General features: G+C 67.2%; 12 protein-coding genes and 1 pseudogene. 3 read left to right on the plus strand and 10 right to left on the minus strand.

What is annotated here, in order from left to right; genetic code table 11:
* The 7 genes from AC0Z36_RS27895 to AC0Z36_RS27925 form a co-directional block, all read right to left on the minus strand.
* A partial coding sequence (locus tag AC0Z36_RS27895; protein WP_485465846.1) for a DDE-type integrase/transposase/recombinase occupies positions 1–539 on the minus strand: 539 nt, incomplete at its 3' end.
* 41 nt (positions 540–580) lie between these two features.
* Positions 581–964: a transposase gene (locus AC0Z36_RS27900; RefSeq protein ID WP_485465847.1), complete on the minus strand. Its 384-nt coding sequence runs from the start codon at positions 962–964 to the stop codon at positions 581–583.
* A gap of 29 nt (positions 965–993) precedes the next feature.
* On the minus strand, positions 994–1815 hold the full coding sequence (locus AC0Z36_RS27905; RefSeq protein WP_485465848.1) for an AAA family ATPase: 822 nt from the start codon (positions 1813–1815) through the stop codon (positions 994–996).
* 216 nt (positions 1816–2031) lie between these two features.
* Positions 2032–3336 (minus strand): TIGR02679 family protein, encoded by a 1305-nt coding sequence (locus AC0Z36_RS27910; RefSeq protein WP_485465849.1) that lies wholly within the window; start codon positions 3334–3336, stop codon positions 2032–2034.
* A complete protein-coding gene (locus AC0Z36_RS27915) occupies positions 3327–7427 on the minus strand; it encodes a TIGR02680 family protein (RefSeq protein ID WP_485465850.1) in 4101 nt (1366 codons plus the stop codon). The genes AC0Z36_RS27910 and AC0Z36_RS27915 overlap by 10 nt, the downstream gene beginning before the upstream one ends.
* Positions 7424–8686, minus strand: coding sequence for a TIGR02678 family protein (locus tag AC0Z36_RS27920; protein ID WP_485465851.1), 1263 nt, complete (start codon positions 8684–8686; stop codon positions 7424–7426). Before AC0Z36_RS27920 ends, AC0Z36_RS27915 begins: the two co-directional genes overlap by 4 nt.
* On the minus strand, positions 8683–10257 hold the full coding sequence (locus AC0Z36_RS27925) for a TIGR02677 family protein (RefSeq protein WP_485465852.1): 1575 nt from the start codon (positions 10255–10257) through the stop codon (positions 8683–8685). The genes AC0Z36_RS27920 and AC0Z36_RS27925 overlap by 4 nt, the downstream gene beginning before the upstream one ends.
* A gap of 350 nt (positions 10258–10607) precedes the next feature.
* Between AC0Z36_RS27925 and AC0Z36_RS27930 the strand changes: the two genes are divergently transcribed.
* The 3 genes from AC0Z36_RS27930 to AC0Z36_RS27940 all read left to right on the plus strand — a co-directional run bounded on the left by AC0Z36_RS27930 (position 10608) and on the right by AC0Z36_RS27940 (position 12006).
* Positions 10608–10862, plus strand: coding sequence for a type II toxin-antitoxin system VapB family antitoxin (locus AC0Z36_RS27930; RefSeq protein ID WP_485465853.1), 255 nt, complete (start codon positions 10608–10610; stop codon positions 10860–10862).
* A complete protein-coding gene (locus tag AC0Z36_RS27935) occupies positions 10862–11281 on the plus strand; it encodes a PIN domain-containing protein (protein ID WP_485465854.1) in 420 nt (139 codons plus the stop codon). The genes AC0Z36_RS27930 and AC0Z36_RS27935 overlap by 1 nt, the downstream gene beginning before the upstream one ends.
* A 137-nt stretch (positions 11282–11418) precedes the next feature.
* On the plus strand, positions 11419–12006 hold the full coding sequence (locus tag AC0Z36_RS27940) for a hypothetical protein (RefSeq protein ID WP_485465855.1): 588 nt from the start codon (positions 11419–11421) through the stop codon (positions 12004–12006).
* A 483-nt stretch (positions 12007–12489) separates the two neighbouring features.
* Here the strand turns inward: AC0Z36_RS27940 and AC0Z36_RS27945 are convergent, their stop codons facing one another.
* From AC0Z36_RS27945 to AC0Z36_RS27955, 3 genes and pseudogenes are all read right to left on the minus strand, one after another.
* Positions 12490–13656 carry a damage-control phosphatase ARMT1 family protein gene (locus AC0Z36_RS27945; RefSeq protein WP_485465856.1) on the minus strand — a complete coding sequence of 389 codons (1167 nt, stop codon included), beginning with the start codon at positions 13654–13656 and terminating at the stop codon, positions 12490–12492.
* 2 nt (positions 13657–13658) lie between these two features.
* On the minus strand, positions 13659–14714 hold the full coding sequence (locus AC0Z36_RS27950; RefSeq protein ID WP_485465857.1) for a WD40 repeat domain-containing protein: 1056 nt from the start codon (positions 14712–14714) through the stop codon (positions 13659–13661).
* A 144-nt stretch (positions 14715–14858) separates the two neighbouring features.
* Positions 14859–15113 (minus strand): annotated as a pseudogene (locus AC0Z36_RS27955) (helix-turn-helix domain-containing protein); the annotation flags it as partial.
* Positions 15114–15362 lie beyond the last annotated feature (249 nt).

Below are 15362 nucleotides of genomic sequence, written 5' to 3' on the forward strand. Positions count from 1 at the left end.
TCGGGGACGACGCCGTTGCGTTCGATGGTGTCGGCGATGAACTCCTCGGCCCGGTCGGCGGATTCGGCCGCCTCGACGGTGTGGCCCACGACGTATCGGCTGAAAATGTCGATGATGACGTAGGCGTGGTACCAGATGCCCTTGTCCGGTCCGGCGAGTTTGGTGATGTCCCAGGTGAACACCTGCGAGGGTGCGTCGGCGACCAGTTCGGGGACCGCCTTGGCCGGGTGCGTGGCCTGGCGGCGTCGTTCGCCGGACTGGCCGTGCTCGCGCAGGATCCGGTACATGGTGGATACCGAGCAGTGGTAGCGGCCGGCGTCCAGTTCGCGGGTCCAGATCTGGGCGGGGGCGAGTTCGACGTACTCGGGGGTGTTCATCAGGTCCAGTACGGCGGCGCGTTCGGCCGGGTCCAGGGCCGAGGGCGGGGAGGGCCGGGGTGTGCGGGCTTTCGGCTCTGCGGGGTGCAGGTGACGGTGATGGGTGGCGCGGGAGCGGCCGGTGAGCCGGCAGGCCGCTACGACACCGAGGTGGGGGGTCAACTTGGTTGCGGTGTCGGCGAGTTGGGTGTCGGCTTGGTGTTTTAGTCCGTGCTCTCGGAGAGTAGTTCCAAGAGCCTGACCCCTTTTCCCAGGATCTCCAGCGCCGCGTCGCGCTTGTCCACCTCCTTCTCCAGGCGGGCGATGCGGTGGCGGAGTTTGTCGTTCTCGACTTCGGCGGTGGACTTCTTCGGCCGGGCGGGGCCGGTGCGTCGGTCGACGAGGTTTTCCAGGGCGCCGGCGTCGCGGGCGGCCCGCCATTCGGCGACGTGGGAGTCGTAGAGGCGTTCGCGGCGCAGGACCGCGCTTTTGGCACCCCGGGGTGCGGCGTCGTACTCGGCGACGATCCGCAGTTTGTACTCGGCGGTGAAGGTGCGGCGCCGGGGCCTGACGGCGGGGTCTGCCGCGGCGGGGGTGGTGTTGGTCATGTGGGGGTCTCCTGTCGTGCCCTCTCAGGTTAACCCGGTAAAATCGGATGTATCACCACAGACTGACAAAGAGGGGAGCGGTGGACCAGCTTCACCGTTCCCTGGCCCTTACCGTCCTTGACTACCTCGGCTCCCGTGATGCCGAGATCGGCCACCCGGAGGAGCTCCTCAATGCGGCGGGCCCGGCTTCCTGATAGCTCTTGGGTGGTGAACGCCTCGCGCTGCACCCGTTCGTCCTCCGGATTAATCAGCCACAGGTTGCGGCGGAACCAGTGAAAGAGTGGGGAGAGCTGGGGGTGGTTGTCGGTGCCGGACGTGGACAGCAACAACGTGTTCTGGCGGGTTCGCCGCACCAACTGCGCACGATCCTTGACCCGGCCACCGGGCCACTCGTACACATCACCTCGTGATGCGTCACGGTCAAGCCACACCTGACGGTGTCCACGGGGATAGCTGTGGATCCACTCGGCCTCGACGCGGGCCGAGCCGAGCTCGAACCCGTACGTCCAACGGACCTCATCGATCACAAGGTCCACTTCGAAGAAGCTGGGTTCGCGCTCGCTCTTCGCATCCAGCGCGAACGGCTTGCGGGGAACGCCTTCGAATGATGCCCAGCGAGCGTAAGAGTTGAGAACTGCCATACGCATGTCGGTCATAGCGGCCAGGACGTTCGACTTGCCTGAAGCGTTGGCACCGAAGATGCCGATGAGAGGAAAGACGTCTGCGGAACGATCCCCGCCGAGCCTCAACTCACGCGCCGCACTGCCTGGCTCATGCTCAGAGGCAACAAAGGACAGCTCTTGCTCGTCGCGTAGCGACCGCACGTTCGCGGCACGGAACCGGAGCAGCACGCTGTCCCCCTCTCTCCATTTACGGTCAGCGTAACTGTCTGCTGCCCAATCGGCCCGTTGGCAGCGATCACCACCTCCGGAAACCTACCGGGCAGCATGGGTGAACATAACCCTGCCGCGTGTACTGGCAGCTTGTTGGACCGAGATACCGCATGGCCGTATGTGATCATTCGGCGGAATCAGACTGCGCGCCGCACAGCCCAGCCGCCCTGTCTCCTATACATCTCCAGTCACGTCGGGTGCGAAGGCAGATTGGAGTCCTTGTCGCCCGGCAGTAGTCAAATCTGCGATCAGGTCCTCCAGGACCGCTTCTTCCTCAACCCGGTGCCCATGTTCCCGAAGCGCCACTCCCAGATCCGGATCCCACTCAGTCGCCGCAGGCGTGCCCTCAATCGCTTGTCCGGCCCCCGTGGGAAGTGCGCGGCGGTAATCAGCGGCACCGAACCGCCAGGGTCTCCACGGCACCCGAGTCCCGAGCGCGGCAGCGATCCGCACGCCGCCCCAGTCAAAATCGCCGTGATAACAAAGAGTCCCCCTGTCGGCGGTGAGGTGCCGGAGTAGCCGCAGCGCAGCAGCGCTCGGCTGTCCGGACAAACAGACGAGAGGCGGACAGGCCGCGCCGAGCTGATCGGCGGCGGCCGCGACAACGGCCGGGTTCTCGCAGACGAATACGCATGGCAGGGGAGCTACGCGGTCCATCATCAGCTGTCGCAGGGTGAGAACCACCGGCTGCCCGGCGTCCCCCATAGCTCGCAGTGCCCGCCCGGTGGGGGTTGCCTCGTCACCGGGCAAACCCAGCGTGAGAACTGTGCTGGACAGTTCGTCCTTCAAGAGCCCTACCGAAGACCAGACTTCGCGACGCCACTCCGCACCGGATCCGGCAGGGACCCCGCTCAGCGCCTGGGCGGCGCGAAGGGCAAGGATGGACAGCGGACGGCCGTCATCCAGAGCATGTGCGTCTCGGCACACCTTGGCAGCGAACACGCCCAAAGGCATCCCCGGGTTCAATGGAAGAGCGGCCGACACGTCAGCAAGGTTCCTCAGTACGGTCCCGGCAGCGCCTGCCTCACCGGCAAGCCGGCGCACTAGACCTGAGCTCCGCAGACGAACCAGCCACTCCTCGAATTCAGGCCTGTCCCGCACCAACGATTCAAGCGGCGCGTACGCACGCTCCCAAGCCGCTTCCTCAGCAGCCCGAACCTCTGCGCGGAGCTCCACCGGCCCGGTGAGAACCTCCACCGCCGCCGCCAGCCCGTCCGTACACACTCCGCTGTTCCGCAGTACCGCGTCCACGGCCGCGAGGTTGACGCTGAGTGCGCCTGCGGCCTTGGCCGGTCGGCCCAGCAGCCTTTCAACGGCCGCGCGTTCGGCTTCTGTCGGTGCTGTGAGACGTACGCTGCCGTCCAACGGCCGGTCGGCCGCCATCCTGGCCCGGACCCTGGTTGTGAACCAGCCGAGCTCCGGCACGCCGAGCAGTCGGCCGAGTCTCGGCAGGTCGACTGCCGCTTTGTTCACGACCACAGGTCATCTTGATCCGCCGGAGCGGAAGAACGGCCATCGAACACCAGGTCGGGCTCGGTTCCACGACCCTTCGGTCCGACGCCGTCCCACTCCCATCGGGTCACCAGCACTGCGGGCACATCGTCGGTCCGGGCCAGCTGGGCGATGGCCAGCCCGGGAACTTCCGGATAGCAGCCCCACTCGCGTTCACTGGTCATCACCACGTCAAGGTCGAAGGCCGCCAACAGCCCCATCGACTTGGCCCGGGAATCGTCATCGACCCCCGCGAACGCTTCATCCAGCGTGATCAGCCGGGGCGCGTTCGGGTTCTCGGCCGAGGCGTAGTGCGAGGACGCCGCCGCGAACAGGGGCACGGACACGGAAAGGACCTTCTCACCTCCCGACGACGGGCCGGTCGCAGAGCGCCACTGACCGTGCTGATGGATCTCGACACCGAACTCATGCCATGCCCGGTAGTCGAGTGCGGTGCTGAGATGGTCCAGCCATGTTCCCGAAGGGTCATCGGCCCGTACGCGTTCGATCTCGGTCTGCAGAAACTCCCCCACCGCCACCCTGTCGTCCGTCGACCAGGCGTCCAGTGACTGCCGCAACAACCGCTCCCTGGCTGCGGGCAGCCCCACCGGTCCCAGTTTCGCCGGCCTCCACAACAACCTGAGCTGCATACCCGTACTGGTCGGGCGCTCACCCAGTTCCCTGTTCATGCGAGCTACCTGGCGCTCGGCCTTCCCGATCAACTCCTGAAGTGTTGCCGCAACTTCGTTGATCAGGTGGTTCTCCAAAATCTCGCGCTCCCGGGCCGAGAGGTGCCGCTGCAGCTCCTCGACCTCAAGCGCCAGATCGCGGGTGAGGTCGGCGACGCCGACCGTCCGCCCCTGGAAGACGATCTCCACCACCATGCCTTCGTCGAGCAGTTGCGCCGCCGTCTGGTGACCGTGTCGGGCCAAAGCGTCCTGGAGTTGCTTGAGTTCCTCCGTGACCCGCTTTTGCGCCCGGTCCCAGGATTGGTCGGAATAGTCGACCTCAGCCAGTTCCTGGTCCAGCCGACGGGCCAGCAGAACGGCCTGGGCCACCGACCAGTCCCGGCCCGGCGGAGGCCCGACCTCCGGCGCGGCCACCGCGGGCAGTCCCGTCGCGACGAAACGTTCAAGTGCGGCGACGGCTTCGTCCCGACGGTTCCCGGCTTCGCCGACCTCGCCCTCCAGCCGGGTCCGGCTCCCCCGTGCCTGTCCTTGCGCCGAAAGCGCGGTGTCCCGGGCCCGATTGGCACCTGTGACGTCAGTGCCGTTCGCCTGGATCAACCCGCCTACCTTCATCAGGCGCCGGTTGAGTTCGGCGACCGACGCTCCGACGGTGGACTGGAGTACGTCACGCCGGGATTCGGCGCTCACGGCTGCATCCCGGGCCGTTGCGCTGCGCTCCAGCAATTCGGCCGCGTGTCCGGCCGCTTCACCGTGGTCGGCTCGTTGCTCGGCCACAGCCCCGAGCGCCGCATTGTTCTCCCGCAGCGCCGGCCACAGTTCGGCCAACGCCTGCCGGTATCCCGCAAGAGCCGATGTCACATCGCCGAGGGCCGCCGGGTCAGCGGGAAGTCCGGTCGCATCCGCCGCTTCCCTGATCTCCTCATTCAAGGCAGCCACTTCTTGGACAGCAGTTTTTACAACAGCGGCGGTCTTCGCCCTCTTCTCCGCGGCGATCACCGTTTGCCTTACGGCAGCCGCCAGTTCCGCGTGCGCCCTACGCAGCACATCCTCTGTGGGGAACGCCGCGAGTTCACCCTCCAGGCCCTCCTGTCGCTGGGCCAGCGCTGACAGCAGGTCCTCGACGGCTGCGATCTCCTCGTCCGCCGTGGCGGCCTCAATTCGCAGCTCCGCCAGCCGGACCCGCCGGGCTTCCTCTCGCGCGCCCTCACCGATGTACTCCGCTACGTCCTTGTGCCAACGTCCGCTGAGCACGCCGACCGTGAACGAGCCGTCGGTGTCCACCCGTGTGGGCGCGGCCGGGTTTCCGAGCCCGATGGATGCCAGGATTCCGGCGACCGTGCTCCCGGCGACGGCGGCGGCCTGGGAATCCCCCTGGTCGACCGCCACACACAGGACTTCGGCAAGAGAGGTCCCCGAAACCGGAGGACCAGGCAGAAGCAGTACGTCGCCGACTTCCGCGTCAAGCAGCGTGCCGTCCGGCGACACCCATGCGTCCAGGAGCCCGGACGCCTCCAGAGCGGCCTCCAGTCCCGCCCGGGCGGAGTCCGGCAGCCCATCGGCGAAGTCCACCAGCCGCCACATCGGCGCGCCCGGCCGGGCGATTCTGAGACCGGGTACGCAGGTGTGGGGAACCGGAGGTGCCTGTCCTCCACCGGACTCCAGGTCCCGCAGTTCGGCCCGCAGCGAGCTCAGGCGCTCCTCCGCGCTTCGCTGTGTGGCCCTACCGTCGGACACCTGCCCGGCGAGCTCCCCGCGCAGGTGCCTGGCGGCGGCCTCCGCCGACGCCCGTGCCGGGTTGAGGCCGTCCAGTGTGGCGGTCCAGGACTGGAGTTCGTCCAGCGCCGGGTCCGCGTTCAGTTCCACGGCTGCGGCAACGTGCCCGCGGACGGCCGCGACAAGATCCTCACCCGCCCGGGAGACGTCGTCTTCCGCGGTCTCGCGCGCGCCAGCCAGCCGTGCCACCTCGGTCTCCGCGTCGTCCAGCCGAAGCCGCGCCGTGTTCATGGACGAAACAGCCGCGGTGGCCTTTCGGTGCAGCCCGGACAGGAAGTCGACGGCCCGCTCCCGGCGGTCCGCCAGGTCGTGGGCGATCCGGCGCAGCCGGTGTTCGTCCCCGGATTCTCCGGCTCCCGCCCCCTCCGCCACCGTGCGCGTGTGCTCTTCACCGAATCCGGCCTGCCCGGCCTGCTCCCCGGCCTGTCCTAGCGCTTCGGCCAGTTGTGCGGCCGCCACCTCTGTCCGCCGCTCCGCAGCTTCCATCCGCAGCCGTACCCGGTCGGCGTCGCGCCCGGCCCGTCCGGCGTCGGTCTCCGCCAGGTCGGCCGCCCGGCGGGCCTGTGCCGCTTCCACGCCCGCCCGTTCCAGCTCCCGGCCGCTTCGCATCTCCGGGCTTTCGCGCAGGGCCTTGTCTTCGGCCTGAAGCCGGAGCAGTTCCCCGGCCAGCCCGGTGAGCCGGGCCTCTGCGGCAGCCAGGTCCTCTGCGGCCTTGGTTTCCGCGTTCTGCGCCGTGGCCAGTTCGGCGTGTAGTGCTTCGTACCGGGACTGGGTTGTGCGTGGCCCGGCTGCCCGGCGGCGTGTGGCCACTCGCGCATAGCGTTGATAGTGCGTCAGAAATCCGGTTGCGGCTTTCTGTGTCTCGACAGTGGCCGCGAGATGGTCCTTCTCCTCGTCGAGGCTGCGGAACGCTTCGGCGACATCCGTGACCACCGCCTGGTCCATCGGCGGTAGTGCTTCGGTCAGAGCCCGGGACAGGGCTTTCTCGCTCGGACGTTTGGACAGTTGGGGCTGCCGCAGTTGCACCAGAAGGTCGACCAGCGCGCCGTAGCGTTGCTCGCCAAGGCCGAACAACGCCTCGTCCACAGCTCGTCGGTAGGTCTTCGCCTTGTCGTACACCAGCCCGTGTCCGGTGAGAGCCTCGGCGAGCCGTTCCTGGGAAAGCGCTGACCCGGTGGCGTCAAGCAGGGAGAGGCCGTCTCCCATACGCTGCGTTGTGCTGAAGAACCAGTGCTTGGCGATACCCCGCCCCTTCACCGCCTTCAGACCGCACCCGAGGGTCCGGAATTGCGGAGTGCCGTCCTCCTCAAGGCGACCGAATTCGATCCAGGTATAGCCCAACCGTTCGGAAGCAGGATGTTCCCCGCCCAACAGCAGGTTCCATTCCATCCGCTTTTTCGGATCAGCGTCAGGCTCGACCCGGTGCGGCGAGAGGTCACCGTCGAGGAGGAACGGCAGGGTCAGCGCAAGGACTTTCGACTTGCCGGTTCCGTTGTTGCCGCGTAGCAGCAATCGGCCGTCGCGGAACCAGAACTCCTCAACGTCGTAATAGAAGAGGTCGACAAGGCCGATACGCAGTGGCTGCCATCTGGCTCTCCTGGGGTGCGGGAGACTCATCGGTTCCTCCTCTTCGGTGCGGTCCGCCGGGTTCTGGTCTTCGTTTCGCCGGGTTCGAGCAGTACGGGGTCGCCTACCGCGTAGCGGGCGAGCGCGGGCAACGGGAAAACCATCCCGTCATCCAGATAAGCAAGGGACAAGGCCGTCAGCCGGGCCAGGGCCAGCGAGACGAGTTCGGCTTCCTGTCCCGGCTCGGTCTTGCGCCAGTAGGCCCGGTGTTCCACCGCCAAAGCCCGGACCCGGGCGTGAAGTTCTCGAACGGAAACCGGTCCGGTCGCCGCGGCTAGGTGCTCGGCGATCAGAAGGGTCACATGGCCTTCGGTTCCCCGCTCGGGCATCCTGACGTCGGTGAGGTCGTCGTACGGATCCACCATCGCGATACCTTCGGCCCGCAGTTCCGGCAGCAAACCTGTCAGGTCCGCGATGGCACCGGTGATCCTCATCCGCTGACCGCGCAGGTAGACCAGTTCCGGCTCCGTCAGGTCGGCGTAGTACAGCACCGGATCGTCAAGGAGCCGACGGGTCAGCCGGTGTCTGATCTCGCGGTTCCGCAGTTCGTCGCTCTCCATCGCGTCCGCGAAACCGTCCGTCGCGAGGGCGGTGAGCCGGTCCTCGAACGCCTCCGCACGGATCGTGGACGGACCGCGCCTGGTGGCCAGCATGCCGGCCAGCACCCGCCGGTCGACATCGTAGAGCGCGTCCCCGGCCTGTTTGAGATACGCCTCTTCATCTCCGGCGACCAGAGTGAGCACCCCGAGGCTGATCAGCAGACGGACCACCGCGACCAGGTCGGCGCGTTCCTCCCGGGTCTCCAGAGAGAAGATGACCCCGGCGACGGTGAGCTCGGGGTCGTCGGCGGCGAACACGATCTGTTCGGCCAGCCGTCCCAGCGCTATCTGCTGCTCAGCCCGGTCGAGGACGGCCAGGGCCAGGCAGACCAGGACGTAGCGGCGTCGGCTGAACGGAACCTTGTTCCGGCCCTGCGCCGGGTGGGTGGGGTTCCTGGCGTCACCCGGGACTTTGGCCAGCCTGGCGGTCTGCGCGTCGACCGTCAGTGACCAGCCGGTGTTTCGTTCGAACCAGGTCCGAAGCTCCGCCGCGTACTGCCGGACCAGGCGGAAGTCGTCCGCAGTCGCCCCGCCGGCCCTGAGCAGCGGACGGGCGAGCAGGACTCTGGCGGCCTGATGCCGCTCCGCCTCGCGCTGTCCCACAAGCGCACTTCGCAGACCGCCGCCGCCTGACAGATCCTGCGGGGTCACGCGCCAGCCTCCAAGTCGATGATCTCAATCAAATGGTCGGGCCCGGAAAAGACCCCCGCCGGGGTGTGGATCTCCGCGTGTGAACCGTCAGCAAGGGCCGTCAGCCTGATCTCCATCGTTCCGTCACTGCTTGTGGTCTCGACCTCGGTGGTGCCCGGTCGCCAGCCGGACAGCGCGTCGCCCAGCAGACCGAGGAACAGGCGGAAGCTGTCCCGGTCCAAAACGGTCAGTTCGCTCAGCCGGGTCTTGCCTCCGGTGTCCAGACTGGCCCGCGCGAGGGCGGTCTGGGCAGCCTGTTCCCGAGCGACAGCCGCGAGCCGGCGTTTGAGTTCGGTGCGGTCCTCCACCTTCCGTGCCCTGCCGCGGCGTTCGTATGAACCGGTTCTGCGCAGTTGCGGACTCACCTCGAGAGGCGGCGCATCGGCCCACGGTGTGCCGGGCGCAGGCGGGTCGGCTTCCCAAAGATCCATAGTCTCCGCGTTCACGGTCAGGTGCCTGGACGCGTGCAGGGCGAACGCCGAACGCCACAACTGGTGCCGGGACTCGTCGTCTGGAGCCTGGGCGAACCAGAGTGCCAGCGTCCGGAAATCGGTGGACCGGTCGGAACGTCCGGCCCGGCGTTCCCGTAGTACGGACACCACGTTCAGCAACTGCGGAATCGCACTGCGGGCCCGGGCACGCAACAGCTTCGCCTGCGCGTCCGCACTGTCGGTCGACATGAACCAGCCCCGCAGCCCGGACCAGCGGGTCATCCACCGACTGTAGGCGTCGTCCTCGGCCTGCTCGCTTCCCGCTTCACCATCGGGAGCGGCATCACCGGCATCACGTTGGGCGGCGAACCGGAGGAGCAGGGCCGCAGCCGAGTCCGGTTCAACCGGATCGCCCAGGTCTGTAAGAAGACCGGCGATCTCGCCACCCCGGGTCAGCAGGTCGCTGACGAACTTCTCCAGGTATTCGATCAGGCGGTCTTTATAGGCGAGGAAAACTTCGACATCCACATCGTGGAGGTCGATCGCCCGTTGCAACGACCCCATGAACACCCGGGCGTTGTCCGCCAAGCCAGCGAAACGCTCAGCGAGTCCGAGGAGGGTCAGGTGGATCCGGGTGGCGTCGGGCTGGTCTTCGGCGGACAGCCGGATCAGCACCCTGAGCTGTTCGGCGATGTCGGTGAGTGCGACCGCCTGCAGTTCGCCGCGTCGCCCGAGTGCCGCGTCGAAGGTGCCGAGCGCCTCCTCGACGGCTTCGCCTTCCTGTGTGACCTGGTAGATGTAGCGATGGCGGTAGAAGTCCTCGACGGAGGTGACCCTGCCGGTGTCCGGATCGGCCCGCAGGTTGCCCCAGACATCGAGCTTGGTCAGGGCATCGGAGACGGCCTCAAGACCGCCGGGGAGATCCGGCGGGAGGGCTGCATGAACATCCTCAGGCCGCAGATGTACGACGTACCGGTGTTTCGCATCGAGAAAGACAGCCATGACAGCGCGGTAGAGCGGCGTGTTGGCCGTCGTGAGGTGCCAGAAGACCCGGTACGTCGGGCTTTCGTCGTCACCGGAGACCCCGAAGGAACCATTCATCGGATTTATTGTCACTCAACATGCTGTACGGCGGAGGTTGGTTGTGGTTTCTCCTCGCCGCAGAGCGATAAGCAGCAACGGAACCCGGCCTACCTGTGAGTACGGTCAGCGGACCGTCTCCATCGTGCAGCGGGTCTCAGCTTTGCTCCGCCGAGGATGAGCTGACGGTTCAGGACGCTTCGCAGAGCCGTTGGTGTCCGCCAACAGGAGACCTTCTTCGGGGAGGCATGTCTGACGCACGTAGCGATCGACCCGTGCCCGGGGTCTCAGCTAACGGAAAATGATATCGAACTGGCGAAATTAATGATATCGTTCCTAGAGTTAGAGACACTTTCGGAGGGACCGCAGCCATGGCCAGGACCGTTATCGACCTCGACGAGGACATGGTCGCCGAGGCCATGCGTATATTCGGCACCAAGACCAAGGCCAAGGCCGTACGCCTCGCCATGGAGGACGCCGTCAAGCGACACCTACGGCAAGAGTTCTTCGACGCCATGGATGCTGGCGAGCTCGACTTCAGCGAGATCGTCGAAAGCACCGGCCCCCGCAACGCCGACGGCTCCCTCAAACGCGACGAAGACCACGCCGGAGGCCGGGCCGCCTGATGCAGGACCGCTACTTGATCGACAAGTCCGCCCTGGCCCGCTGGACGAAGCCGTCCGTCAAAGAAGTGCTCAAGCCATTGCACGAGCGCTACCTGCTCGCGGTATGCCAACCCACCGAGTACGAAATGATCCACTCCGCCCGGGACACCGCCGAGGCCACCCGGATCAGCACCTGGCTCCACGCCTTCGACTACCTGCGCACCGACGACGATGCCTTCACCCGCGCGCTCGAAGTCCAGCGACACGCCCTCAACACCGGCTTCCACCGTGCACTGTCACTCCCCGACCTCCTCATCGCCGCCACCGCGGAACAGCACCGGCTGACGGTCCTCCACTACGACGGCGACTTCGACATGATCGCCTCCCTTACCGGCCAGCCCGCGGAGTGGGTCGTCCCGCCGGGCAGCGCCGACCGCTGAAGTACAGCCCGAGCTCCCAAAATGATGGGTTCGGCAGCGTGTAGAGCCGTTGACGTACTTCGTGAGACTTCCCTTTAGTGAACGCTGACCTCATCTTCTTCGGAGAACCACCATCCACCCGAAGATGAGGACGAACCATGAAGAAAACGGCACCAGTTCACTGGCGCTGCAACTGCACCGACCCCAAGACCGGACGGGTGTACGGCGTCTCCTGCCCCAGGCGGTTCCTCTCGCCGCCACGGCACCTGGCGCATCAACCGACAGTTGGTGGCTGCTCCACACAGACGGCAGGGCAGGTGGTGGCCGCGCTCACCGCCGGGGTGGTGCGCGTTCCCAAGTCCGATCCCCTGGCCCCCGGTCGGTGCTCTTCCGACGTACGGCGGTTCGTCCTGTGGGTGGAGTACGGCGGCGGGATCATCCGGGTGTCGGTGTGGGATCCCGACTGTGCGCCGCCGATGGTCGCTGAGACCGACGTTGCGGTCCCCGACGGGCGCGGTGCCATCGGCCGGGAGATCAGCCGGTACGCGTGGGGCTGGTATCCGCTGCTAGCCCGTCGGGGCAAGGTCGTCTGGGCGCATATCACCACCGACGGCCCTGCGACCGTCCGCACGTTCTTCAACAGGCCCGGTCCCGCTGTCGCCACGGCGGCCGTATCGGATCTTCCGGTCAGGGAGAACGACCTGCCGACCCTGGCCCGTGTGCTGAACGGGCTGCGGGACCTGTGACCCCCCGCCGGTGTCGCCCAGCTGGCCGCACGTGGGGAACCGCGCCGTCGTCCGGCTTCCACCACCCAGGACAAACCCCTCCGGCAGGAAACCGTCCGGTCGCAGTGCCGGTGGGGGGCTCCGCCGGGTCGCGCAGTACCACCACCTGCGAGCGGCGCTTCTCCTCGGACAGGTTCGCCCGCGCGTAGCGCCGAAACGAGGCCACCGATACGTTCAGCCCGTGCTCATCACGCAGCCGCTGGTGGATCGTGGCCATCGTGACCTGCGGCAGGAGCTCCTTGGTGTAGTCGTGGTGGACTGCGATCTGCGGCCGGGTCACCTGCCGCAGCCGGGTGTCGGTAAACGGCAGGACTTTCCTTCGGTAAAACGCCTCTGCCTTCGAGTTTGGTCGAACGAGCGCCGAGATCGGGTCTGTCGTCCCGATCGGGGTACCCCCGACCGCCGCCAGCGTCGTGCGGGTACTCCGACAACCCCGTGCCGGTACTACGCCTTGGCGTGGGCCTGGATGAGGCCGTACTTGCCGTTGGTTCGCCATGGCTCTCCTGTGGCGTCCAGCCTGGCGACTACCAGTCCGTCGAGGCCGACGATGACGTCCGATTTCAATGTGCGGAGGGCCGCCACTGGGGACGGAAAGTGTCCGGCCCTCTCGGCGAACGGGGTTGTGGCGTCCCAGAGCTGGTCCCCGACGAGGCGGCGGTAGTTGAGGTCGCCCTTGAGGATCGTCATTGTGGCACCGGCGAGCTCGCCCCTGAGGTCGGCGGGCATGTCGTGGAACGGCAGTGGCGCGCAGAAGAACTGGTGCGTACGGACCATAAGGGTGCCGTTGTTCATCGCCTTCCAGAGTCGACGGCCAATCAGTTCCGCCTCCTGCCCCGGTCCGGCGCGAAGGCGGTCGATGGCCGCGAGGACGTCGGCGGTGGTCGCGTCCGACACGTAGTAGGGGGACGGCTTGACATACAGGACGACGTTGGCGGCCAACCCGCTCGTCAGGAGATGGTCGACGAGGACGAGGTCAGGCAGCAGCTCCCGCCCGGCGTTGTCCGCGATGACGCAGACCCTCGGGTTGCTCGCAGCGGCGAGCGTGGACCACAGGAGTGGGCTGTCGTCCACGATCAGGGCGGGGGGCTGGGTGTCCCCGACTGAGGCGGTGATCTGGAAGCTGAGGTCCGCCCGGTTGCCCCAGAGCGCTGACGAGAGCAGCACGTCGGCTCGCTTCTGGGTGGACAGGGCGGGTAGGTCGCTCAGAGCCGCCAGTTCGGCGTTAACGGCTGGGCCGGTCAGTTCGGCGTTCTTGAACGGTGCGAACGGGTCGATGCCCTGCCAAGTCCCGGGCCCGAAGTAGCCAGTGGCTTCGAGCAGCCTGCGGTAGAAGTAGCTTTCGGCCCACAGAAATGGCGCCTCGCCCCATGGCCGCCCGAACAAGCCCTCGCCCCACTCCAGCCACCGCTGGTGATCGTGGGCGTTCTTGCCGAGCGGCTCCAGCACACCGCTGGTGCTCTCGGAGAGGAGCTCCTCGATCGCTGCTCGTTCGAGCGGCCCGTACGGCAGAGCGTCGAGCACCTGCTGGATGAGTTTCGGGTGCCGCTTGTGGAAGACGCCCCAGGCGAAGGAACCGGGGGTACCACTCAGGATCACGGGTGCGGTGGGCATGTTCAGGCTCGTCCTTCTCCTCGTCGGCCGTCACCAGGACACACCAGCGGGACGGCATCAGCTTGGTCAACGGTGTGGCCACCATTGCTGAGTCGCAGCGACGCCGGGCCGGCCGCGCTCCCGACGAGCACACGACCCGTACCAGGATCCGCGGCGGCGCAGTTCAGCGTCGCGTCGACACGTACCTCAGCGAGCTGGTGCTGTCGACTGAGCGACCAGGCCCTGACCGTTCCGTCGGCTGCAGCCGACACCAGAAGATCAGGATCCTCGCAGAACGCCATCATGAGGACCCGCCCCGCGTGGCCGGCCAGATGCCCGATGAACTGCCCGGTCCGGACGTCGCGGACGTGAATCTCTCCGGTGCCCGAGCCCACCGCGAGGCGGGTGCCCGCGGCGTCGACGGTGATCGACCGCGCCCAGCCTCCGTGGTTCACGAACCGGCTGAGGTGCTGACCCGTACGCGAGTCCCAGAGGTGCACGGTGCCGTCACCGCCGCTCGCCGCGAGCAGGTTTCCGCCAGCATCGAACGCCAGCGACCTGACGCGACCGGCATGGGCCTGTTGCTCCCACACCAACGCTCCGGTGGGGAGGTCCCAGCAGCGGATGCGCCCGTCGCCGGTGCTGGCGGCGAGCTGAGTACCGGCCCGGGGCACCGCGACGCTCCAACTCCGGGTGACGTCGTCGTTGAGCCGCAGCGTCCAACTCTCGTCGTCGAGGGACCAGACGTGGACAGAGCCGTCGCCGCAGGCCGCCGCAACGTACCTCCCACCGGTAGCCACCGACCACACTCGGCCCGCGCTTCCCAACAGTTCGCGGTGCAACTCGGCAGTGGGCAGGTCCAGTAGCTCGATGCGGCCGTCACCGTGGCCGACAGCACCGAGGGCACCGTCGGCTGTGATGTGGGTGGACCAGACCGTGTTCGAGCCGTTGGCCACCACACGTAGCCCGTCGGGCTCCGACTTCGTCCATACCCGCAGAGCACCGTCCTCGCAGCCGGCGACGACTGTGCCGTCGGTTGCGCAGGCCAGCGCCCGGACCCAATCGACGCCTGGAGGCATCTGGATCTCACCTACCAGTCCGTTGACACCGAAGGCCCGGATGACGGCGTCCTCGGTCGCCGCGAGGAGGAGTGAGGTTCCCCCGCTATGCGAGAGGTGCTGATTGCCTGGTCAGTGGGGTCTGACCTGGTTTCGGGTTCACCTGACCAGCGGTCGCTCGCTCGGCCCAGTAGCGGGCTTCGAACGCAGCGCCTCCGCCCCGCCCTCACGCCATGTTCTGCGCCACTTCTCCACCTGGCGCTCCCCGACCCGCAGCTCATGCGCGATGTCCACGGTCCTCTCCCCGCGCGCGAACCGCTCCGCAGCCCCCAGCCTCAACCGTTCCCGAGCCGCCTGCCGCTTCAGCGTCTGCCCGCCCCCTGCGAATACCTCATACCTCCGGCATACCGCAACGACCATGAAACGTCAGGTTCCAACCCGCCACCGCGAGTTCAACCGCAGTGGTGGGCGAAGGCTGCCTGCTCCAGATTCAGCTCGACCTCTGAGTCATGTTCTGTGGGCGGTGTAAGGATCACGGCTCCAGGGGGCCACCCAGGGCTGATGCAAGAAGCTAACGACCTGGGTCGTAATTAGGGTCGGGGCATCCTGGCATGGCTGGTCGGCTGGTGGGTGATCACCGCACGGCGGCGCGGTCGGAGACCAGGGAGC

It is taken from the genome of Kitasatospora sp. UYEF31 (assembly GCF_057291755.1).

Excerpts from the sequence above, each read along its gene's own strand:
- AC0Z36_RS27900 (WP_485465847.1), bottom strand. The coding sequence starts at position 964 with ATGACCAACACCACCCCCGCCGCGGCAGACCCCGCCGTCAGGCCCCGG.
- AC0Z36_RS27915 (WP_485465850.1), bottom strand. The coding sequence starts at position 7,427 with ATGAGTCTCCCGCACCCCAGGAGAGCCAGATGGCAGCCACTGCGTATC.
- AC0Z36_RS27925 (WP_485465852.1), bottom strand. The coding sequence starts at position 10,257 with ATGAATGGTTCCTTCGGGGTCTCCGGTGACGACGAAAGCCCGACGTAC.
- AC0Z36_RS27930 (WP_485465853.1), top strand. The coding sequence starts at position 10,608 with ATGGCCAGGACCGTTATCGACCTCGACGAGGACATGGTCGCCGAGGCC.
- AC0Z36_RS27935 (WP_485465854.1), top strand. The coding sequence starts at position 10,862 with ATGCAGGACCGCTACTTGATCGACAAGTCCGCCCTGGCCCGCTGGACG.
- AC0Z36_RS27940 (WP_485465855.1), top strand. The coding sequence starts at position 11,419 with ATGAAGAAAACGGCACCAGTTCACTGGCGCTGCAACTGCACCGACCCC.
- AC0Z36_RS27945 (WP_485465856.1), bottom strand. The coding sequence starts at position 13,656 with ATGCCCACCGCACCCGTGATCCTGAGTGGTACCCCCGGTTCCTTCGCC.
- AC0Z36_RS27950 (WP_485465857.1), bottom strand. The coding sequence starts at position 14,714 with ATGCCTCCAGGCGTCGATTGGGTCCGGGCGCTGGCCTGCGCAACCGAC.